Consider the following 20,994-nt stretch of genomic DNA (forward strand, 5'->3'; position numbering starts at 1 on the left):
GGCACGCTGTTGAGTTCTCAAAGAACACGCGCACACCGCAGTCACGCCAGCTTTTCGCTGGTTACTTCCGGGGCTTGTGTTGTCAGGGACGTTCCGGCTTGTTTTCCGGCCCGTGTCGCTCTGACTTGGAGAACATTACACGGGGCACTTTCGATCTCCAAATCGGGGGTCCCCTAAGCGTCAGAACCGCCACTGACCTGCGCGTTCAACACCTGGAAGACCGGATGCCGGTCAGCCTCCGCCTCGAACGCCGAGACCGGGTCACCAACGCGTGCGTCGAAGAAAGGCCTAGTCACGGGCTCCTTGCGCACATAAGCGGCCAACACGGGCGCCGCAACGGCCGCGGAAACCTCCGCCAAACGAACTTGACGTGACCTACGTCCCCTTCGCACGACCGCCTCGCCAGCTGCCCGTGCGTTGCGCACCCAGTCGCGAACGCCGTACGGCGCGACGAACCACTCCTGCCCGTCGTGCTTCATCAACCGGATGGGGATCGTGCGCTCCGCACCACTGCGCCGCCCACGAATGGACAGCAGCACGTAGTAGGAGGGACCGACGCCGAGCTTCACGGCGCCACTGATGACGACGTTGCCGACACGGCGGATGAGGGTCGAACGGTAGGTCTTGGCCACACCGTCAATCATGGCCCTTGTGTTCGACGTGCAAGTGATCGGTGGCGGCCCAGCCGGCCGCGCCCTGGCCCGCGCCTGCGCACAAGCGGGCCTCGACACGGCCATCGTCGACCGCCATCCCCACCGCATCTGGACCGCAACCTACGGCGCCTGGGCCGACGAGCTCCCACCGAACACCCCAACGAGGTCCGTCAGCACGACCGTCCGCGCCTACGCGCGCACCGAACACGCAATCCCACGCACGTACGTCGTCCTCGACAACGCACGCCTGCACGAGCTGCCCTCAACCGTGACGGTGCTTCAACACCGCACAACCGCCCGCTACACGTTCAAGGCCACAGGCGCGCGCAAGGGCCGTGCGGAACAAACGGCCGTAGGCACCGTCATCGAGTCGGACAGCACCGAGACCACGCTGATGGACTGGCGCAACGACGACACGTTCCTCTACACGGTCCCTCTCGGCGACGGAAAGGTCCTCATCGAGGAGACCTGTCTGGCCCGCCGCCCCGGCATGCCACTTAGCGAACTCCGCCGCCGCCTCCACACACGCGCAGAAGTCGGTCCACGAGAGGAACGCGTCCGCTTCCCCCTGGACGCCCCACGAGAGAAGGGCCTCGCGTTCGGCGCAGCGGCAGGCTTCATCCACCCCGCCACGGGCTACAGCGTCGCTACCTCTCTCGCGCTCGCACCACGCGTCGCCCAGGCCATCAAGGCCGGCGAGGACCCGATGCACGTCATCTGGTCGCGTAAGGCGCGCATCGTGCACGCACTAAGACGGTTCGGCCTCGAAGCCCTGCTCCGCCTGGACGCCGACGAGACCAGAGACTTCTTCGAGTTGTTCTTCCGACTCGACGCCGACCTGCAGTACGCCTACCTCTCGGGCCGTGAGGACGTCACCGGCACCATGGCAGCCATGACCGCGTTGTTCCGCCGCGCGCCGTGGCGGCTACGCGCGAAGCTGGTGGGGTAGCGGACCCACCAGCCGAACGGCCTAGCCGCCTTCGAAGTCGATCCACCCCAAAAGCCCAGCGTGAACAGCTTGTCACCCACCGCGACCAAGCCATGGCGCGTCGTCGCCAACCTCGTGAACACCTGGTTAACCCCCTTGGTGCAAGTCGTTCGCACCTGCACGATTTGAGATGTGCCCGCATTGCTGGATGACGTCAGATTCGCATTCCAGCCGCTGTTCAACCTCAACACCGGCGGCGTCGTCGCGGTAGAGGCTCTCGCCCGGCCCCACGACGGCACCGTGCAGGACCTGTTGCAGGCGGCTTTCCAGGCGAGACTGCTGACCAATGCCGATGTCGGACTCGCGTGCCGCGCCATCAGGAGCGCCGCGGACTTCGACCTGATGCTGCCGTTGCACGTGAACCTCCTGGCGATCACGGTGGCGGAGAAGCCCGAGGTCATGGCGCCCCTCTACGGCGCTCTCCGCGACGCGCGCAGGACCCCGGACAGCATCGTGATCGAGGTTGGTGAGCCGTACTCGCGCGCCAACCGGAACAGGCTCGCGCGCGGGCTGCAGACGTTGCGGAACAACGGCTTCCGGATCGCGCTGGACTGCGTGGGCGAGGGTGATGTGCCCCTCGGGCTGCTGACCAGTGCGGCGCCGGACTTCGTCAAGCTCGACCGCGAGATCGTGCGCACGTTGCCCAACGATCCCGCGCGGGGTGCGTTGGTGCGGTCGTTGGTGCACCTCGGGGAGTACACGGGCGGTCAGGTCGTGGCCGAGGGTGTGGAGACCGAGGCGGAGCTGACGTACCTGCGCAAGCTCGGTGTTGGGCATGCGCAGGGCAACATGCTTGCGCCGCCGCAGCGCAGGCCGGCGGTGAACGCTCGCATCGCGCCCGAGGCCGTCACGGAGACCGGGGAGATCCGGCGCCACGCGGGACCGCGGGTCACGGACTTCCTGCATCCCGCCACGACGCTGCATGAACACGCCACCAGCGAAGAGGTGCGCGAGGTGCTGGCGAACCAGCCGACGGTCACCGGTGTCGTGCTCGTGGACGACGAGGGGCGGCCGAAGTGGTCGGTGGACCGCAACCGGTTCCTGCTCGCGGTCACCGGGCCGTACGGGCACGCGCTGCACGCCAAGAGAGAGGCTGCACGGCTCGCGGACAAGCCGCACATCATCGGCACCGAGTCGTCGGCGCTCGATCTGTTGGACGTGGTGGCGCACGCGAACCGTGAGCGCACCAACGACGACCTCATTGTCGTGGACCACAACGAGCGGTGCATGGGTGTTGTGCGCGTTGCGGACGTGGTCAGGGGTGTTGCCGAGCTCAAGGTCGAGCAGGCGGCGGCGCTGAGCCCGCTCACGCGGCTGCCCGGCAGTGACGCGATCGCGAAGGAAGTCGAGCGGCGCATCGGTGAGAGCGAGATCTTCGCCGTGTCCTGGCTGGACGTCGACAGCTTCAAGCTGGTCAACGACACGGTCGGGTTCGCGGCCGGCGACGATCTGATCCGCGAGATCGGGCACGACCTGGCGGATCTCGCGCACGCGTTCCCCGGGGTGCAGGTCGGGCACGTCGGAGGGGACGACTTCCTGATTCTGGCGGGGCTTGACGAAACGGTGCCGCTAAGTGCCCGTTTGTTGGACAAGCCGTACACGGCAGAAGGACGACACATCACCCTCTCTCTTGCGACCCTTATCTGTGCCGCGGGGTCAGTGGGGTCGTATCGCGAGGTGTCGCGGTTGCTGGCACCGGTCAAGGAGCACGCGAAGTCGCTCGCCGGGTCGAGCTGGGTGATGGGCCGTCCCGGTACCGAACGACGTGACGTGCTGCGTGGTGCCGAGCAACGCGCGGTGGGTTAACAAGTACAACCAAACGCCTCCTGTGCGACGACCTGATCACTCATAGCATCGAGGTCGCTACTCAGCGCACAGGAGGTTCGGCGTGCAGGTCGGCAGCAGAACTCAGGCGGTACCCGCGCAACGCACGAGCATGGACGGCCTCCTCACCGTTGGGGTGGAAGAAGAATTCGTTCTCGTGGAGGCGTCCACCGGGCATTTGGCCAATCGCGCCAACGAGGTCCTCACCGGCGCCGACCGCTACCAGGTCGACCTGCAGCAGGAAATCGCGCAGTACCAGGTGGAATCGGCCAGTGGCATCTGCACCGACATGAACGAGCTGCGCGACGAGCTTGCCGTGGCGCGGAAAGCGTTGATCGAACGGGCCGCGCGCCACGACGCCAGGCTCGCCGCGACCGGGACGCCCGTGCTGGGCCTCACGATGCCGACGCCGTTGACGAACTCCCCGCGCTACCACCGGATGGCGCAGGAGATGGGCGCGCTCACCAACGACCTCGCGATCTGCGGCTGCCACGTGCACATCGGGCTGCCCGACGACGAGTCGAAGATCTTCGTGAGCAACCACCTGCGGCCGTGGTTGCCGACGCTGCTCGCACTCGGCGCGAACTCGCCGTACTGGCTCGACGGCGACACGGGCTACGCGAGCTGGCGCTACGTGGTCTGGAACCGTTGGCCCACTTCGGGTGCGCCGCCGCACTTCGACTCCGCGGCCGAGTACTACGCGGCACGGGAGGAGATCGTCGCGAGCGGCGCGGCGATGGACGCCGGGATGCTCTACTGGGACGTCCGGCTGTCCGCCCGCCACCCCACGCTGGAACTGCGGGTGAGTGACGTCGCGCCTACGGTCGAGGAAGCCGTCCTGTTGGCCGCGCTGGTGCGCGCGATCGCTGCCACCGCACTGAGTTCCGGCGTCGCGCCCACACCGATCCCGCCGCACCTGCTGAAGGTCGCGATGTGGCGGGCCGCGCGCGACGGCCTGGAGGGCTTCGGGATCGACCCGGTCACCGGCGCACCGACGCCCGCGTCCACGATCGCCGCGTCGCTGCTGCGGTGGGTGCGGCCGGCGTTGGAGTTCTCCGGCGACTACGAGATGGTCAGCGACGGCGTGGACCGGTTGCTGCTCGACGGCACGGGTGCGGCGCGCCAACGAAGGGCGTTCGCACGGCGCGGCAGGCTCGACGACGTCGTGGGATTCCTGGTCGCACAGACTGCGCCCGTGTAAGTGGCATTCACTCGATCGGGTAAATCTCGCGTTTGCTTGGTGTGCCTCCAAGCCCGTATCCGGTAATTAGTCCCCGTGGCCACCCCCATCTGGGCACCGGGAGTGAACGGGCCGGAGAAACCCAACACCGCGCGAGTCAGGGACTACTGGCTCGGCGGCACCCACAACACGGAGGCCGACCAGGAACTGGCGGCCCACCTCGTGTCCGCGGCGCCGCACCTGCCGTACCTGTGCCGCACGCACCGCTCGTACCTGGGCAGAGTCGTCAGACGACTGACCTCGCTGGGCGTGCGGCAGTTCATCGACCTCGGCTCCGGCCTGCCCACCGCGGACAACGTGCACCTCGTCGCGCCGGACGCGCGCGTGGTGTACGTGGACATCGATCCGGCGGTCGCGAGCGAGGGCCGCGAGATCATCGCGGACAACCCGCAGGTCTCGTACCTGTGCGCGGACCTCTGCCACCCGGAGAAGGTGCTGGACTCGCCGGAGGTCCGCACGACGCTGGACCTGTCCGAGCCGGTCGCGGTGCTGGTGCTGGACGTGCTGCACTTCGTCCCGGACGAGGCCGAACCGCACAAGGTGCTGGCCAAGTACATGGACGCGCTGGAGCCCGGCAGCTATCTCGGGCTCTCGCACACGTGTCGCGACCCGTTCATGCTGGCCGCCGTGGGGCTCTTCGGCGCGATGTACGGGGATCAGCCGTTGCCCACCTTCACGTTCCGGTACCCGGAGCAGGTCGTGCAGTTCTTCGACGGCATGGAGATCCAGTCGCCGGGCGTGGTGCCGATTCCGTTGTGGGAACCGGATCCCGGCGAGGTCCAGGACCGCAATCCGGAGAACTTCCAGGGTTGCGGCGGTCTGGCGCGCAAGATCTAGGCCAGCAACGGGATCGACGCGAGCACGATCGTCGAGACGACCGCCATCGACATGCCGTAACGCAGCTGCTGTCGTGCCGTCGGCAGGTCGCGCGCGAACAGGAACGCCGAGCACGCGGCAACGCCCACCGCGGCCCACATCGGCCCGAACCGGAACCACAAGCCGCCGCCGACCAGCAGCAGCCCGCCCACGGTGAGCTGTGTGGTCGCGTTGACCGCATGTCTTGTGCCGTAGACGACCGCGGGTGTTCTGGAACCCACGTGCGCGTCGCCGGCGCGGTCCGGCACGGCCCACCAGAGCGCCCGGCCGGTCGCGAGCGCGGCGACGCCGGAGAAGACCAGCCACACCGCGGGGTCCGCCTGTCCCCCGGCTGCCGCATAGGCGGTGATGCTCGGCAACAGCCCGGCGGCGATCGCCAGCACCACCGGGCCGGAATAACCGCGTCGCTTCAGCCGGATCGGTTCGAGGTTGTACGCCAGGTACAGCACCAGGATCAGCCCGACGCCGATCGCCACGCGCCACGACACGGCGATCGCCAGCGCCTGGGCGAAGATCATCTCGAAGATCGCCAGCGCGAGGACCTTGTTCGTGCCGATCTCCTGCACGGCCCGGGCCAGATGGCGTTTTTCGGCGGTGTGGATGTCGTTGCGGACGTCGGCGTAGGCGTTGAGCGGGTTGCCGGAGATGATCGCGACGAAGTTCGCCAGCACCGCGATCACCACGGCGAGGTCGAATCTCGTTGCGTAGCAAGCACCCCACGCGGCGCAGCACGCGTAGTGCACGCCGAAGGGGTGTTCCAGGCGGTGGAGGTAGGTCAGCGCCGGCAAGTGGCCTCCATCGCGAGGCTCGGCGGCGGCGCCATCGCGGCGCCCCGCAGCTGGGGTGTGCAGGTCGTGGTGTTGAGCCGAATGCGTCGGCGCCGCAGCAACGCCGTGACGATCATGCGGATCTCCAGCAGCGCCAGGTCCTTTCCGGGGCAGTGCCGCACTCCCCCGCCGAACGGGAAGAACGCACCGGGTGGCGGCGGTTGCCTGGTGGGGTCGAAGACGTGCGGGTTCTCGTAGGTCGCGGCACGGCGGTGCGCGAGGTAGATGCTCGGGGTGATCACCATGCCGTCGGCGCTCATCCGGTTGCCGGCGAGCGTCGCGGGTGGGGACAACCTGAGCGACTCGGCGATCGTGGCGTCGAGCAGGGCATCGTTTTCCAGGATCTGGTCTGCCAGTCCCGGCGTGCGGTCGATCCAGAACACGGTCCAGGCCGTGGCGCTCGCTGTCGTCTCGTGGCCGGCGAAGAGCAGTGAGACCACCTGGTCGCGCAGGTCTTCCGGTGGCAGATGAGCGGCCAGCGCGGGTGGCTCGGCTGTTTTGGCTCGGTGCAACAGCATCTCATCGAGGTGAGGGTCGAACCTCGTGGTGCCGCGGCCGAGGTAGCGGTGCGCAAGGGTGCGCACGCGGCTGCCGAGACGCCGGTCCAGCCAGCGGGTGAACGCGGCGAGCAGCTCGTCGTCGTCCACGCCGAAGACGATGCGCCCCATGATTCTCAGGGTCAGCTTTCTGGTCCACTCGGAGAGACCTACGGGGTGGTTGGGCAGTTCGGCGATCGAGCGTTCGACCATCTCGTCGATCAACGCCTGATACCGGGCGCCGCGCAACATCGGTGCGAGCGTGCGGCGGTACGCGGTGTGCTCGGCGCCGTCCAGCCACAGCACGGAACGGTTGCCCAGCAACGGACTCAGCGTCCGGCTCGGCGGATGCCGCAGGTCGCGGTCGTGCCGGAACAGCGCGGTCATCACGTCCGGGTGCCACACCAGCCAGCGCCGGTCCCCGAGCTTGACCAGGCCGTCCTCGAACTCCTCCACCGAGTCCAGGAACGGGATCAACCGCAGCGCGAACCTCAGCTCGGTGCGGTTCATCGGCACCCCACGCAGGTGAGGTGGAGCGCGGCCTTGCCTTCCGCAGCGACGATTCTCGTTGGCGTGTAAAGGTCTTTGTCGTGCCACAGCGGCGGATGCGGTTGGTCTCCCCAGTCCTGCATGAACTTCGCGCCGCGGACCATCGCCCTGCTCACGTCTCGTTGGGAGTGCGACAGGATGCGGATGGCGTACGCCGTCTCCTCGTAGGTGCCTTCCCATCTGCCCCACGAGCCGTCGTCGCGTTGTGTCCTCAGTACCCACTCGACGGCTTTTTCGTTGCCCTTCAAGGCGTTCGTCACGCATGCGGTGGCGTAGTAGGGCGAAGCGTGCCACTTGTCGCGCCAGAAGCCTTCGGGCTCCTGCATGTCCCGCAACCACTCTTCGAGCTGCCGGTCGTGGCCTCGCAACGCTTGGAGGGCGTGGGCGTTCGTGCTGGTCGACGGCGTGCGCTCGTGGGGGAAGCAGGCGAAGTGGCGGGCTTCCCGGTAACGGTCGAGGGGTGCGGTGGACCTGGGGCTGCCGCACAACGCGAGGGCGTGCAGTGCGGTGGCGGTGTCGTCGGCGTCTGGAGGGAGTCCAGGTCCGCCGGCCGCGCCTTCTTCGCTGAACACGGCGCTGATGTGGTCGGCCATCGCGTCCGGGACGTCCAGCCCGGCGGATCTCAGGGCGACGATGATCCAGGAGCGTTCGAACAGCGGGACCGGGACGCCTGCGGGCACCGGACCTCTGTGTCTTCTTTGGACCGCTTCGAGGTAGTCGAGGCTCTTGCCCGGTCTGGGGTGCTGGAGCTGGACCGCGGTCGCTGCCGGGCTGGCCGCGACGATGCCGTTCGTCATCGTCACCTCCGGGCGCGGGCCGAAGATTTCCAGGGTGTGCCAGAGCTTCGCGGGCAGCGGGCGTTGCCGGAGGGCGTGCAGCGGGCGCGGATCCAGTGACGTGCGCAGGCCGAGTCTCTCCGCGAGCGCGGGCACGATGAGCTCGACCGCGACGGTGTCCGGCAGTGTGACCGGCCGGTTCAGGAGCCGGCGCAGCGCTTCTAGCCCCTTGCGCGCCGCGGTGCGGTCGCCGAGCGCGTCGACCGCGCTCAGGGTGGGGACGAGCGCGTACTCACCGGGGCCGCCCCAGGTGCCGTCGGCGTGCTGGGTCGCTTCCAGGTAGCGGATTCTGGCGTCGTGCCCGGTGAGCCACGGTGCGAGTGCGACGAGTCTGCCGGTCTCGTACACAGACGGTGAAACGCCGCCCCACGGATCGTCGGTCAGTTGCGCTAACAGCCTCATCGCGGCCCCCGGAGATAGCAACTGCGTAACCGTAGGACCACAGAGAGTAGCACTTTGGACCGTTGAGCCCGCAAGGGTTTAGGCCGTTCAGAGGACCACTCTGCAGGGTGGTTTAGGCGGGCGGATGCTGAGGACCGGGAGGTGGGTTGTGACCACAGCACGCGAGATCATGCACCCCGGGGTGCGGTGCGTCGACGAGGACGCGAGCCTCGTCGCGGCCGCCCGCATGATGCGGGACCTCGACGTCGGCGCGTTGCCGATCTGCGACCGCGACGACCGGTTGCTCGGGATCATCACCGATCGCGACATCGTGGTGCGGGCCGTGGCTGCCGGGTTGGATCTGGCCGCGACCCGGTGCGGCGAGTTCGGGTGCCACGTGCACTGGGTGGAGGCCGGGGACTCGTTGGCGCACGTGCTGCGGACGATGGAGGCGAACCAGATCCGGCGGGTGCCGGTGATCGAGAACGATCAGTTGGTCGGGATGGTGTCGGAGGCGGATCTCGCTCGGCACCTGCCGGAGGATCAGCTGGCTTTGTTCGTGGAGCGGGTGTACGCCTGACTCACAGGTCCAGATCGACCCACACCGCGGCGTGGTCCGATGCCGACTGCTCCGCGTTCGTGATCTCGTCGTAGACCTTCCAGTCACGCGGCGGTTTCTTGTTCTTCGGGTTGCCCCACAAGCCTTTGCGGAAGATCCCACCGCCCGTCGCCCGCGCCGCCAGCTCCGGCGACATCAGGATGTAGTCCAGCCGGTTGGCGAGCGAGCACGCCTCGAAGGTGCCCGGACGTGGCCCGAGGTCGAAGCCGCCGATCGTCGTCGCGTCGACGAGCGGACTGCCGGGGCCGACCAGGGCCTCCAAAGTGGGTTGCTGACCGTCTGGCTTGGGTCCCTTGTTCAGGTCTCCGAGCACGGCGACGTATTCGGCGCCTTGGTCGCGCAGCTCGTCGTAGATGGCTCGGACGCGGTTGCTCTGCCTGGTGCGGCGGATGTCCGGGTCGTCTTTCGTGCTGCGCGACTGGCTCTTCAGGTGGTTGACGAGCAGCACCAGTTCGTCGCCGTCCGGCAGGCTCAGGCGGTAGACCGGGCAGTCGCGGCTGAACAGCAGGCCGCGCTTCGGGTCCTCCTCGTCGATGACGTCGACGTTGCTGGACACCGCGCGGATGTCGATCGCGAGCGTCGAGTACAAGCCGACGTCGATGCCGCGGGGGTCGTTGCCGTCGACCAGCATGGCGTGGCCGTAGTGGCCGCCGAGCAGTTCGTCGTTGAAGCGGACCAGGGCGGGGCGGCTCTCCGCTTCGATGACGCACAGCACGTCGGCCGCCAGCTCGCTGATGACCTTGGCCGTCATGCGGGCGGCCACCTCGTCCACGTTCTCCGTGATGAGCTCGGCCCAGCCGATCCAATCGTCGCGGCCGGTGGCGACGATCACCGCGTCGCCCTTCTTCGGCTGCTTGATGAAGTCGCCCTTGTTCTCGCGGAGCAGGGCCCAGGCGTCGAACGGTTCCCAGTTCAGCACCCGGCCGTTCACGGTCTTTCGGATGATCTTGAGCGTCTGGAGGTCGTCGAGCATCTGCGCCTTGTCCTGCTGGGAGTAGACGCTGTTCGCGGCCAACGCGTTGAAGCGCGCCCACGCCTCAAGGGCAGGCTGACCGTCCTGCCACGTCGAGGTGTTGAGCGCTTTGGCGCGCAGGAAGAGGTTCTCAACGTTGTACGTGGCAAGTCGGACGGCCATGGCGACGTCCTCGATTCGCGGCTTGTGGGTCGTACTCGTCCTTCGGCCGCGTATAACTGACAGTTACATCGATCACCCGTATGTCGTAGTCAACCTCACTTGTTCGGGCTACTGACGCCGTGTTCCAGGTAACGGGTTTCGCCTGATTCCACAGCGAGCAGTGCCTCGGCCACCCGGCGGGCGAGCCTGGGGATCAGGCGTCGGGCCGCTTCCGCCGGGGTGACCCACTCGCAGGACTTGAGTTCCGAGGCCTGGAGGCGGATCTCGTCGGACGTGGTGAGCGTGCCGCCCTCGAAGATGAACAGGATCCGGTCGTCGTCGCGGTGCGGCGCCCAGTCGGCGACCAGGAGCCGGCCCGGTTCCCGGTGCAGGCCGAGCTCTTCCGCGATCTCGCGGCGGCACGCCTCGCTCGGGGTCTCGCCCTTCTCGACCATGCCGCCGGGGATGTCCCAGTTCGGTTTGCAGGTCGGTTCGACGAGGAGGATGCGGCCCGCCGTGTCGAAGAACAGCGCGCCGGCGGCGGAGATCGCTCTGCTGCGGTGATCCACAGCCCCTTTGTACCTTGGTCCTCCGGCCAGGATTCGAACCTGGGACCCTCTGCTTGTAAGGCAGACGCTCTCCCGCTGAGCTACCAGAGGTTGGTCGCCCCGCCAGGAATTGAACCTGGGACCTACCGCGTATCAGGCGGACGCTCTGACCGGACTGAGCTACGGGGCGAAAGTGGAAGACGAGGGTGTCGAACCCTCCCCGGCGATCTTGCAAGGATCGTCTGCGCACCGGCGCGTCCCCCATCGGTGTTCAGTTGTGCGGTGCCCTCACCAGGATTCGAACCTGGACTGGACGCGTTCTGAGCGCGTTGCCTCTCCCGTTGGGCTACGAGGGCGTGCGGATCCGGGGAGTCGAACCCCGACTGTCATGGCCCTCAACCATGTGCCTCTGCCAGTTGGGCTAGATCCACATCTTGCGAGCGGCCGGAGGGCATCGAACCCTCTGCTTCGGTTTGGAAGACCGACGTGTCCGCCGAGTTCACCACGACCGCATTGTTTTGTTCAGTTGGGCAGCACCGGCGGAAGGAGTCGAACCCTCGGGAAACGGGTTTGGAATCCGTTCCGCTTCCGAAGCTCGCCGGTATCGAGGCAGGACAAAGAAAAAGCCGCCGGGGTTTCCCCTTGGCGGCTCCGAGGTCTTGACCTGCTACGAGGTCATGGCCTGGAACCCCACGCCAGCACCAGGAGGCAACCGGCGAGGAAGGCGAGAATTCGCCAACCCGCGAGCTGAGCCTTGGTGACCATGTCTTCCTCCGGTTGATCTCTGTCGTTCATGATGGGATCAAGCTATGCGACCCTGGCGAGTGGTCGCAACGCATTTATTGAACCAAAGAAAAACGGCGCGCACCCGGTGGATGCGCGCCGTTCCAAACCTTGAGAACTCAGACGGTGAAGCCCAACGCGCGCAGCTGCTCGCGGCCGTCGTCGGTGATCTTCTCCGGGCCCCACGGCGGCATCCACACCCAGTTGATGCGGAAGTCCGACACGAGGCCGCCGCCCGTGCCGCCGGTCAGGGCCGCTCGGGTCTGGTCCTCGATGACGTCGGTCAGCGGGCAGGCCGCCGACGTCAACGTCATGTCGATCGTGGCGACGTTCTTCTCGTCGATGTGGATGTCGTAGACGAGGCCCAGATCGACGACGTTGATGCCGAGCTCTGGGTCGACGACGTCGCGCATCGCCTCTTCCACGTCGTCCAGTGCGGCTACATCGGCCTTGGGCTCGAAGACCGGCATGCCTTCCGCGCCGCGAACGACCTCTTCCGACTCGGTGCTCATGCTGCTCCCTGGCTTCGTGCTACTGCGTCTTTGAACGCCATCCAGCCCAGCAGCGCGCACTTCACGCGTGCCGGGTACTTCGCTACGCCGGCGAAGGCGATGCCGTCCTCCAGGACGTCCTCGTCGGGCTCCACCTGGCCGCGGCCCTGCATGAGCTCGACGAACGCGTCCATCTTGGCAAACGCCTCAGGAACCGGCTTACCCACGACGAGGTCGGTCAACACCGACGTCGAGGCCTGGCTGATCGAGCAGCCCTGGCCGTCGTACGAGACGTCCTGGACCACGTCGTCGCGCACCAGGACCCGCAGCGTCACCTCGTCGCCACAGGTCGGGTTGACCTGGAACGACTCCGCGTCGAACGGGTCCCGCAGGCCGCGGCCGTGCGGGTTCTTGTAGTGGTCCAGGATGATCTCCTGGTACATCTGCTGGAGCTGCATTTCTAGGCCACCCCGAAGAACTTCTGCGCTTCGCGGACGCCGTCCACCAGAGCGTCGACCTCGTCCAGCGTGTTGTACAGGTAGAACGACGCGCGCACCGACGACTGCGCGTTCAGGCAGCGGTGCAGCGGCCACGCGCAGTGGTGGCCGACCCGGACGGCGATGCCCAGGCTGTCCAGGACCTGGCCGGCGTCGTGCGGGTGCACGCCCTCGATCTCGAACGGCACGGCGCCGCCGCGGTCCACGGCGTCGGCCGGGCCGAGCAGGCGGACACCACGCACGGCCGAAAGACCTTCAAGCGCGGCAACGGTCAGCGCGTGCTCGTGCGCGTGGATCCGTTCCATGCCGACGACCGAGAGGTAGTCCACCGCGGCACCCAGACCGACGGCCTGGGACGTCATCGGCGAACCGGCCTCGAAGCGCTGCGGCGGCGGCGCGAACGTCGACCCCTCCATCTTCACCAGCTCGATCATCGAGCCGCCGGTGATGAAGGGAGGCAACGCCTCCAGCAGCTCACGACGTCCATAAAGGACACCGATGCCGGAAGGGCCGAGCATCTTGTGACCGGAGAACGACGCGAAGTCGATGCCCAGCTCGTGGAAGTTCACCGGGCCGTGCGGAACGGACTGGCACGCGTCCAGCACCGTCAAAGCGCCGACCTTCTGCGCCGCTGCGACCAGCAACGAGACCGGGTTGATCACGCCGGTCACGTTCGACTGGTGTGTGAAAGCCACGACCTTTGTGCGCGGAGTGATCACGCTGTCCACATCGGACAGGTCGAGACGACCGTCCGGTGTGAGCGTGAACCACTTCAGCGTCGCGCCGGTGCGGGAAGCGAGCTGCTGCCACGGCACGAGGTTCGCGTGGTGTTCCATCTCGGTCACGACGATCTCGTCGCCGGGACCCACGACGAACCGCGCGGCCTCGGGACCCGAGGTCGCGGCGTTGCCCATCGCGTACGCCACGAGGTTGAACCCCTCGGTGGCGTTCTTGGTGAACACCAGCTCGCCGAAGTCGGCGCCGACGAAGTCCGCGATGCGCTGACGCGCACCCTCGTACGCGTCGGTCGCTTCCTCCGCCAGCTGGTGGGCGCCCCTGTGCACAGCAGCGTTGTGCTGCTGCAGGAACGCCTTCTCCGCGTCCAGAACCTGCGTCGGGCGTTGCGAGGTGGCGCCGGAGTCCAGGTAGACCAGGCGCTTCCCGTCACGAACGGTGCGAGACAGGATCGGGAAGTCCGCCCGAAGAGCGGTCACATCCAGTGGTGCTGCGGTGGTGGTCACAGCGCCTCCTCTCAACACCTGCAACGTCAGGACAGTGCCGCAGCTTCCTTCGAACCGGTGTACTTCACGTAACCCTCAGCCTCGAGCACGTCGGCCAGCTCACGGCCACCGGACTCGACGATGCGGCCGTTCGCGAACACGTGCACGAAGTCGGGCTCGATGTACTTGAGGATCCGGGTGTAGTGCGTGATCAGCATGACGCCGACCTCACCGGAGGCCTTGTAGCGGTTGACGCCCTCGGACACGACGCGCAGCGCGTCGACGTCCAGACCGGAGTCGGTCTCGTCGAGGATCGCGATCTTCGGCTGGAGCAGGCCCAGCTGCAGGATCTCGTGGCGCTTCTTCTCACCGCCGGAGAAGCCCTCGTTCACCGAACGCTCGGCGAACGCCGGGTCGATGTCGAGGTCGGCCATCGCACCCTTGACCTCCTTCACCCAGTGGCGGAGGTTCGGGGCCTCACCGCGAACGGCGGTGGCGGCGGTGCGCAGGAAGTTCGACATCGAGACGCCGGGGACCTCGACCGGGTACTGCATCGCGAGGAACAGGCCAGCACGGGCGCGCTCGTCGACGGACATCTCCAGGACGTCCTCGCCGTCGAGCGTGACCGAGCCCGAGGTGATCGTGTACTTCGGGTGACCGGCGATCGCGTACGACAGCGTGGACTTGCCGGAGCCGTTGGGGCCCATGATGGCGTGGGTCTCGCCCGCCTTGATCGTCAGGTCGACGCCCTTGAGGATCTCCTTGGGAGCGTCCTCGCTGACGACCGAGACGTGCAGGTCCTTGATCTCAAGGGTGGCCATGACTTGCCGTTCTCCTGGTGGTGTAGCTAGAAGTCAGTTCGTGGTGACGGTGACGTCGACGAACACGTCGCCGTCACGGATGTCGACGGCGTAGACGTCGACCGGTTCGGTGGCGGGCGGCGAGGAGGGCTTGCCGGTCTCCAGGTCGAAGCACGACCCGTGCAACCAGCACTCGATCCCCTTGCGGGAAACGTCGCCCTCGCTCAGCGACACCGCGGCGTGCGAACACAGATCAGCGAGTGCGTGCACCCGCTCGCCGTCGCGGACCAGCACCACGTCGACGTCGTCGACGGTGGCAGCGAACGGCTTGCGGTCGTCCAATGAGGACAGTGCACACACCTTGATCACGTGCCGACCGCCTCGAGCTCTGCCTCGATGGCGGCCTCGAGGCGCTCGCGCACCTCGGGCACAGCGATCTTCGCGATCAGCTCCTGGAAGAAGCCGCGCACGACGAGACGACGTGCCTGCTCCTCCGGGATACCGCGCGCCTGCAGGTAGAACAGCTGCTCGTCGTCGAACCGGCCGGTGGCGCTGGCGTGGCCCGCACCCTCGATCTCGCCGGTCTCGATCTCCAGGTTCGGCACCGAGTCGGCACGCGCACCATCGGTGAGGATCAGGTTCCGGTTCAGCTCGAACGTCTCGGTGCCCTCGGCCGCCACGCGGATCAGCACGTCGCCGATCCACACCGCGTGCGCGCCCTCGCCCTGCAGCGCGCCCTTGTAGACGACGTTGCTGCGGCAGTTGGGCTGCGCGTGGTCGATGAACGGCCGGTGCTCCTGGTGCTGTCCCGCGTCCGCGAAGTACAGACCGAACAGCTCCGCGTCGCCGCCGCGGCCCGCGTACTGCACGACCGGGGTGACCCGGACGACGTCGCCGCCCAGCGTCACGACCGTGTGCCGCAGGGTCGCGTCACGACCGAGCTTCATGTGGTGCTGCGAGACGTGCACGGCGTCGTCGGCCCAGTCGTGGATGGTGATCACCGTGAGGTGCGCGCCGTCCGCGACGAGGAACTCGACGTTGTCCGCGTACGCGCCGGAACCGCGGAAGTCCAGGATCACGGTGCCCTCGGCGTGCAGCGAGGCCTTGACCTGGATGTGGCCGTACGCGACGGCGCCCGCGCCCGGACCGGTCACCGTGACGGTGGTCGGCTCGGACTTGGCGTCACCGGGCAGCGTCACGACGGTGGCGTTCTCGAAGGACGAGTACGCCTGCGCCGCGACGCGGTCACCGGGAACGCCGGCGGTGCCGAGCCGCGAGTCGTCACGACCCACGGTCTCGACGGTGACACCTTCGGATGCCTTCACCTCGACGGCAGCGGAACCCGTTGCCGCAGCGCCGGAGTGCAGACCGGCAAGACGCTTGAGAGGCGTGAAGCGCCAGATCTCCTCACGACCGCCCGGCACCTCGAACGCGTTCACGTCGTAGGACGTGAAGTGCTCCGCGCGAGAGGTGACGGGGACGACGGCACCGTGGGAGTGAGGTTGAGTCGACAGGGCGGCCATGTCAGCCGACGGCCCCTTCCATCTGCAGTTCGATCAGGCGGTTCAGTTCGAGGGCGTACTCCATGGGGAGCTCGCGCGCGATGGGCTCGACGAACCCGCGCACGATCATCGCCATGGCCTCGTCCTCGTTGAGGCCGCGCGACATCAGGTAGAACAGCTGGTCCTCGGAGACCTTCGAGACCGTGGCCTCGTGACCCATCTGCACGTCGTCCTCGCGGACGTCGACGTACGGGTAGGTGTCCGAGCGGCTGATGGTGTCGACCAACAGCGCGTCGCACTTCACCGTGGACTTCGAGTGGTGCGCCCGCTTGTTGACCTGGACCAGGCCGCGGTACGACGTGCGGCCACCGCCACGCGCCACCGACTTCGAGATGATCGTCGAAGAGGTGTGCGGAGCCAGGTGGACCATCTTCGCGCCGGCGTCCTGGTGCTGGCCCTCGCCCGCGAACGCGATCGAGAGGACCTCGCCCTTGGCGTGCTCGCCCATCAGGAAGACGGCCGGGTACTTCATGGTCACCTTGGAACCGATGTTGCCGTCGATCCACTCCATGGTCGCGCCCTCTTCGGCCTTGGCGCGCTTGGTGACCAGGTTGTAGACGTTGTTCGACCAGTTCTGGATCGTCGTGTAGCGGCAGCGGCCGCCCTTCTTCACGATGATCTCGACGACGGCCGAGTGCAGCGAGTCGGACGAGTAGATCGGCGCGGTGCAGCCCTCGACGTAGTGCACGTACGCACCCTCGTCGACGATGATCAGCGTGCGCTCGAACTGGCCCATGTTCTCGGTGTTGATCCGGAAGTAGGCCTGCAGCGGGATGTCGACGTGGACACCCTTCGGCACGTAGATGAACGAGCCACCGGACCAGGTCGCGGAGTTCAGCGCGGAGAACTTGTTGTCACCGGCCGGGATGACGGAGCCGAAGTACTCCTTGAAGAGCTCCGGGTGCTCCTTCAGGCCCGTGTCGGTGTCCAGGAAGATGACGCCCTGCTGCTCCAGGTCCTCGCGGATCTGGTGGTAGACCACCTCGGACTCGTACTGAGCCGCGACACCGGCGACGAGGCGCTGCTTCTCCGCCTCGGGGATGCCCAGCCGGTCGTAGGTGTTCTTGATGTCCTCAGGCAGGTCTTCCCAGCTCTGAGCCTGCTTCTCGGTGGACCGCACGAAGTACTTGATCGAGTCGAAGTCGATCCCAGAGAGGTCGGCGCCCCAGTTCGGCATCGGCTTGAGGTCGAAGAGCTTGAGCGCCTTCAACCGGTACTCGAGCATCCACTCGGGCTCGTCCTTCTTCGCCGAGATGTCGCGGACGACGTCCTCGTTGATTCCTCGGCGGGCGCTCGCGCCGGCAACGTCGGAGTCGGCCCAGCCGAACTCGTAGTTGCCGAGAGACGCGATGGTCTCTTCCTGCGTGAGCGGAGACTGCACCGTGGTGGGCGTGCGCTGCTCGGCAGCGGCAGTCATGCGGGCTCCCCTCCATCATCTGGGATGAGCTTTCCGGCAGAGCCGGTTTGTACGTTCGGGATGTGCGTCGTGCACACGGCATGGCCGCTTGCGATCGTCGCGAGGCGCTGTACGTGTGAACCGAGAAGATTCGCGAAAGCTTCCGTCTCGGTCTCGCACAGCTGGGGGAACTCAGCAGCCACGTGGGCTACCGGGCAGTGGTGCTGGCACAACTGCTCGCCCACGCCGACGTGACGTGCCGACGCAGCGTAGCCCTCCCTGGTCAACGCGGTCGCAAGGGCCTTGGCCCGTTCGGCGGGTGTGGCCTGGGCCACGATCGCCGCACGGTGCCCCTCGACGAGTGCGTCGACACGACTCTGTGCGAACGCCTTGACCGCTTCCTCGCCACCTGTCTGCGCGAGGAACCTGATCGCGGCGACCGCGAGGTCGTCGTAGGCGTGGCCGAACCGGGCGCGTCCGGCGTCAGTGAGCAGGAAGAGCTTCGCGGGACGGCCACGACCGCGTTGGGTCTGGCGGGGTGCGTCCCTCGTGGTCGCCTCGCCGTCCGCGAGCAGTGCGTCGATGTGACGGCGCACAGCCGTGGGGCTGATACCCAGCTCCTCGGCGATGCTCGCCGCGGTGACCGGGCCCTGCTCCAACAGGAGCCTGGCGACAGCACGCCGAGTCTTGCCGTCGTGCATCGGCACGGCGTCAAGATGGGTCTCAGCGTTTTTCACAACACCAGTGTTGCGTATTTCGCCGGAGGTAGCAAAGATCGCGGTCACAGGGTGACCTGACTCACGGCTGAGTCGGGCTAGATACCCTCCTGGCATGCCCACGAACGGCGGAGCTGTGACTCCGGAGAGCGACCTCTTGAACGGTCGAGAGCGTCGTCAGCTGGACATCGTCCGTCGCTGGGGCACCATCGGAGCGCTGCTGCTGACCGTCGGATCCCTCGGCGGCGGGGCCGCCCCCATCTACTCGCCGCTCTACGGCGTGCCTGTTCTCGGGCTTTTCTCGCGGATGCCCTCAGTCGCGATGGGGGTCGTCTGGACCGGCATCTTCATGATCGTCTCGGCCTGGCTGGCCCTGGGACGGTTCGTGCGGCCGGGGCGTCCTCGGCTGGTGTCGCGCAGCCAGATGGACCGCACGCTGCTGATGTGGACCGTGCCGCTGGTCTTCTGCGTGCCGATGTTCTCGCGCGACGTGTACTCGTACCTGGCGCAGAGCGAGATCGCGGCGCGCGGCCTGGACCCGTACGAGCTCGGGCCGGCGAACGCGTTGGGCATCGACCACATCCTCACGCGCGGTGTGCCGAACATCTGGCGTGAGACGCCAGCGCCGTACGGCCCGCTGTTCCTGGCGTTCGGCCGGGTCACCGCGATGATCACCGGCGACCACGTCGTGTCCGGCGTGTTCGTGCACCGGCTGCTCGTGTTGTGCGGCCTGGCGATGATCGTGTGGGCGCTGCCGCGGCTGGCCGCCCGGTTCGGCGTGCCACCGGTCGGCGCGTTGTGGCTCGGCGCGCTGAACCCGTTGGTGCTCTTCCACATCGTCATCGGCGTCCACAACGACGGCCTCGCGCTGGGTCTGATGCTCGTCGGCCTGGAGCTGGCGATGCGCGGCCTGGAACCGTTGAAGTGGTGGTGGATCACGGGAGGCGCCGCGATCATCGTGTGCGGCGCGATGGTGAAGATCCCCGCGATGGCGGCTCTGGGCTTCCTCGGCGTGCTGGTGGCGCGCAAGCTCGGCGGCCGGATCAAGGACCTCGCTCTGGTGGCCGGGATCATGACCGTGATAGCCGTGGTCGGGGTGGTGGTGATCTGCCTCGGCACCGGGTTCGGGTTCGGGTGGATCGAGACGCTGAACGTCGCCGAGGCCGTGAAGTCGTGGATGTCACCGCCGACCGCCCTGGCCTTCCTCGGCGCCGGCACCGGCATCCTGCTGGGCCTGGGCAACCACACCGAGTCCATGGTCGCGGTGGCCCGCCTGCTCGGCCAGGGCATCTCCGTGGTCCTCACCGTCGTGCTGCTGTGGCGCAGCTTCAAGGGCCGGATCAAGGCGATGAACGGCCTCGGCGCGTCGCTCGGCGCCATCCTGGTGCTCGGGCCGGTGCTGCAGCCCTGGTACGTGCTGTGGGCGGCACTTCCGCTGGCCACGGCCGTGGTCGGCCCGAAGTTCCGGATCTTCGCCGCGGTGACCTCGGCGATCATCGCGATCATCCTGCCGCCCACCGGGTCCGCCTTCGACGGGCGGGCTTACACGGTGCCGCAGGCGGTCGCGGGCGCGGTGATCACGTTCGCCGTGTGCGTGCTGATCGCGCGCAAGCGGGTCGGCCAGTTCCTGAAGCCCGACCCCGCCGCGTGAGGGCTTGGTTCGAGCAACGGTCCGACGCTGAGCTCGTGGCGCTGCTGGCGAACGGCGAGGAACTGGGCTCGGGTGTGGGTGGCGGGTCGGTGCTGGTCGACGTCGAGGGCGTGCCGGTGTTCGCCAAGCGCGTGCCGTTGACGCGGCGGGAGCTGGAGCGTCCTTTCTCCACGGAGAACCTGTTCGAGCTACCAGTGGTGTGCCAGTACGGCATCGGCTCGCCTGGGTTCTCGGCATGGCGTGAGCTGGCCGCGAACCAGATCGTCACCGAGGCCGTGCTCGCCGGCGAAGCGTCGGGTTTCCCGCTGCTGCACCACTTCCGGGTGTTGCCGGGCCGGGCGCCGGTGGCCGAGCTGCTGGCCGACGTCGACCAGGCGGTCGCACGACTGGGTGGTTCGCACCAGATCCGCACCCGGTTCACCGAGCTGGCCGCCGCCGGGCACAGCCTGGTGCTGTTCTTCGACCACATCCCCCTGGCCATGACCGACTGGTTGGAGGAGGACCCCGCAGGGCGGGCGGCCGAGGTCGAACGGCAGCTCGCCGAGATCGTGGCGTTCCTGCGGTCGCGCGAACTGCTGCACCTCGACGTGCACCTCGGGAACATGCGCACGGACGGCACGCAGGCCTACCTGGTCGACTTCGGGCTGGTCACGTCACCGCGGTTCGACCTGTCGGACGCCGAGCGGGAGTTCGCGCGCCAGCACGTGGACCACGACGAGGAACTCGCCGCGATGTACCTGTGGCACTTCCTCGCGAAGAGGCCGCACGCGGATGTGGACGTGCTGGCCAGACTGGCTCCGGTCGCCGAGCGGACGACCGCGTTCTACGACCGGTTGCTGGGTCGATCGGGCCAGTAACCACATCCCTTCGGCGGACGAGTAACTACT

Annotated in this window: 21 protein-coding genes and 6 tRNA genes; 7 read left to right on the forward strand and 20 right to left on the reverse strand. The window is 67.5% G+C overall.

Going from position 1 to position 20,994, the window contains the following annotated elements; translation table 11 throughout:
• Positions 1 to 173: 173 nt before the first annotated feature.
• The gene (locus LFM09_RS43360) at positions 174 to 632 is read right to left on the reverse strand and encodes a nitroreductase family deazaflavin-dependent oxidoreductase (protein WP_414102463.1); all 459 of its coding nucleotides are present in this window, start codon (positions 630 to 632) and stop codon (positions 174 to 176) included.
• A 10-nt stretch (positions 633 to 642) separates the two neighbouring features.
• On the opposite strand from LFM09_RS43360, the gene LFM09_RS43365 reads away from it, so the two are divergent.
• From LFM09_RS43365 to LFM09_RS43380, 4 genes are all read left to right on the forward strand, one after another.
• Positions 643 to 1,602 (forward strand): lycopene cyclase family protein, encoded by a 960-nt coding sequence (locus tag LFM09_RS43365; RefSeq protein ID WP_414102464.1) that lies wholly within the window; start codon positions 643 to 645, stop codon positions 1,600 to 1,602.
• A gap of 171 nt (positions 1,603 to 1,773) precedes the next feature.
• Positions 1,774 to 3,447, forward strand: coding sequence for a GGDEF domain-containing protein (locus tag LFM09_RS43370; protein WP_414102465.1), 1,674 nt, complete (start codon positions 1,774 to 1,776; stop codon positions 3,445 to 3,447).
• A gap of 82 nt (positions 3,448 to 3,529) precedes the next feature.
• Entirely contained in the window at positions 3,530 to 4,666 is a 1,137-nt protein-coding gene (locus tag LFM09_RS43375) for a glutamate--cysteine ligase (RefSeq protein WP_414102466.1), read from the forward strand.
• Between the two features lie 75 nt (positions 4,667 to 4,741).
• On the forward strand, positions 4,742 to 5,542 hold the full coding sequence (locus tag LFM09_RS43380; RefSeq protein WP_414102467.1) for an SAM-dependent methyltransferase: 801 nt from the start codon (positions 4,742 to 4,744) through the stop codon (positions 5,540 to 5,542).
• On the opposite strand, the gene LFM09_RS43385 is transcribed toward LFM09_RS43380, so the two are convergent.
• From LFM09_RS43385 to LFM09_RS43395, 3 genes are read right to left on the reverse strand one after another with little or no spacing between them, the layout of a single operon-like run.
• On the reverse strand, positions 5,539 to 6,369 hold the full coding sequence (locus LFM09_RS43385; RefSeq protein WP_414102468.1) for a UbiA prenyltransferase family protein: 831 nt from the start codon (positions 6,367 to 6,369) through the stop codon (positions 5,539 to 5,541). The two genes, LFM09_RS43380 and LFM09_RS43385, sit on opposite strands and share 4 nt — an antisense overlap.
• A complete protein-coding gene (locus LFM09_RS43390; protein ID WP_414102469.1) occupies positions 6,357 to 7,454 on the reverse strand; it encodes a cytochrome P450 in 1,098 nt (365 codons plus the stop codon). The genes LFM09_RS43385 and LFM09_RS43390 overlap by 13 nt, the downstream gene beginning before the upstream one ends.
• A complete protein-coding gene (locus LFM09_RS43395; RefSeq protein WP_414102470.1) occupies positions 7,451 to 8,731 on the reverse strand; it encodes a prenyltransferase/squalene oxidase repeat-containing protein in 1,281 nt (426 codons plus the stop codon). Before LFM09_RS43395 ends, LFM09_RS43390 begins: the two co-directional genes overlap by 4 nt.
• A gap of 148 nt (positions 8,732 to 8,879) precedes the next feature.
• Between LFM09_RS43395 and LFM09_RS43400 the strand changes: the two genes are divergently transcribed.
• A complete protein-coding gene (locus LFM09_RS43400; protein ID WP_414102471.1) occupies positions 8,880 to 9,290 on the forward strand; it encodes a CBS domain-containing protein in 411 nt (136 codons plus the stop codon).
• Between the two features lies 1 nt (position 9,291).
• Here LFM09_RS43400 and LFM09_RS43405 read toward each other — a convergent pair whose 3' ends face one another.
• From LFM09_RS43405 to LFM09_RS43480, 16 genes are all read right to left on the reverse strand, one after another.
• Positions 9,292 to 10,464 (reverse strand): endonuclease/exonuclease/phosphatase family protein, encoded by a 1,173-nt coding sequence (locus LFM09_RS43405; protein ID WP_414102472.1) that lies wholly within the window; start codon positions 10,462 to 10,464, stop codon positions 9,292 to 9,294.
• A gap of 95 nt (positions 10,465 to 10,559) precedes the next feature.
• Positions 10,560 to 11,012 carry an NUDIX domain-containing protein gene (locus LFM09_RS43410; RefSeq protein ID WP_414102473.1) on the reverse strand — a complete coding sequence of 151 codons (453 nt, stop codon included), beginning with the start codon at positions 11,010 to 11,012 and terminating at the stop codon, positions 10,560 to 10,562.
• Between the two features lie 15 nt (positions 11,013 to 11,027).
• Positions 11,028 to 11,102 (reverse strand) — tRNA-Val (locus LFM09_RS43415).
• 1 nt (position 11,103) lies between these two features.
• A tRNA-Ile gene (locus LFM09_RS43420) sits at positions 11,104 to 11,181 on the reverse strand.
• A gap of 93 nt (positions 11,182 to 11,274) precedes the next feature.
• Positions 11,275 to 11,347 (reverse strand) — tRNA-Leu (locus LFM09_RS43425).
• 1 nt (position 11,348) lies between these two features.
• Positions 11,349 to 11,422 (reverse strand) — tRNA-Leu (locus LFM09_RS43430).
• Positions 11,423 to 11,430: 8 nt separating this feature from the next.
• Positions 11,431 to 11,503: transfer RNA gene (locus tag LFM09_RS43435), tRNA-Gly, on the reverse strand.
• Between the two features lie 22 nt (positions 11,504 to 11,525).
• Positions 11,526 to 11,594: transfer RNA gene (locus LFM09_RS43440), tRNA-Trp, on the reverse strand.
• Positions 11,595 to 11,893: 299 nt separating this feature from the next.
• Complete coding sequence (locus LFM09_RS43445) at positions 11,894 to 12,244, reverse strand: metal-sulfur cluster assembly factor (RefSeq protein ID WP_414102534.1); 351 nt, start codon at positions 12,242 to 12,244, stop codon at positions 11,894 to 11,896.
• A 38-nt stretch (positions 12,245 to 12,282) separates the two neighbouring features.
• Positions 12,283 to 12,723 (reverse strand): Fe-S cluster assembly sulfur transfer protein SufU, encoded by a 441-nt coding sequence (gene sufU / locus LFM09_RS43450; RefSeq protein ID WP_414102474.1) that lies wholly within the window; start codon positions 12,721 to 12,723, stop codon positions 12,283 to 12,285.
• 2 nt (positions 12,724 to 12,725) lie between these two features.
• A complete protein-coding gene (locus LFM09_RS43455; RefSeq protein WP_414102475.1) occupies positions 12,726 to 14,003 on the reverse strand; it encodes a cysteine desulfurase in 1,278 nt (425 codons plus the stop codon).
• Between the two features lie 26 nt (positions 14,004 to 14,029).
• On the reverse strand, positions 14,030 to 14,803 hold the full coding sequence (sufC, locus tag LFM09_RS43460) for a Fe-S cluster assembly ATPase SufC (protein WP_414102476.1): 774 nt from the start codon (positions 14,801 to 14,803) through the stop codon (positions 14,030 to 14,032).
• A 33-nt stretch (positions 14,804 to 14,836) separates the two neighbouring features.
• The gene (locus LFM09_RS43465; RefSeq protein WP_414102477.1) at positions 14,837 to 15,151 is read right to left on the reverse strand and encodes a non-heme iron oxygenase ferredoxin subunit; all 315 of its coding nucleotides are present in this window, start codon (positions 15,149 to 15,151) and stop codon (positions 14,837 to 14,839) included.
• Complete coding sequence (gene sufD / locus LFM09_RS43470) at positions 15,148 to 16,305, reverse strand: Fe-S cluster assembly protein SufD (RefSeq protein ID WP_414102478.1); 1,158 nt, start codon at positions 16,303 to 16,305, stop codon at positions 15,148 to 15,150. Before sufD ends, LFM09_RS43465 begins: the two co-directional genes overlap by 4 nt.
• A gap of 1 nt (position 16,306) precedes the next feature.
• Complete coding sequence (gene sufB, locus LFM09_RS43475; protein WP_414102479.1) at positions 16,307 to 17,761, reverse strand: Fe-S cluster assembly protein SufB; 1,455 nt, start codon at positions 17,759 to 17,761, stop codon at positions 16,307 to 16,309.
• Complete coding sequence (locus LFM09_RS43480) at positions 17,758 to 18,441, reverse strand: helix-turn-helix transcriptional regulator (protein WP_414102535.1); 684 nt, start codon at positions 18,439 to 18,441, stop codon at positions 17,758 to 17,760. Before LFM09_RS43480 ends, sufB begins: the two co-directional genes overlap by 4 nt.
• Before the next feature lie 130 nt (positions 18,442 to 18,571).
• Here LFM09_RS43480 and mptB point away from each other — a divergent pair, with 130 nt between their 5' ends.
• Positions 18,572 to 20,107: a polyprenol phosphomannose-dependent alpha 1,6 mannosyltransferase MptB gene (mptB, locus tag LFM09_RS43485; RefSeq protein WP_414102480.1), complete on the forward strand. Its 1,536-nt coding sequence runs from the start codon at positions 18,572 to 18,574 to the stop codon at positions 20,105 to 20,107.
• Positions 20,104 to 20,964 (forward strand): serine/threonine protein phosphatase, encoded by an 861-nt coding sequence (locus tag LFM09_RS43490; RefSeq protein ID WP_414102481.1) that lies wholly within the window; start codon positions 20,104 to 20,106, stop codon positions 20,962 to 20,964. The genes mptB and LFM09_RS43490 overlap by 4 nt, the downstream gene beginning before the upstream one ends.
• The last annotated feature ends 30 nt before the right edge of the window (positions 20,965 to 20,994 follow it).

The organism is Lentzea alba, assembly GCF_047445655.1.
GTDB classification, from domain to species: Bacteria; Actinomycetota; Actinomycetes; order Mycobacteriales; family Pseudonocardiaceae; genus Lentzea; species Lentzea alba_A.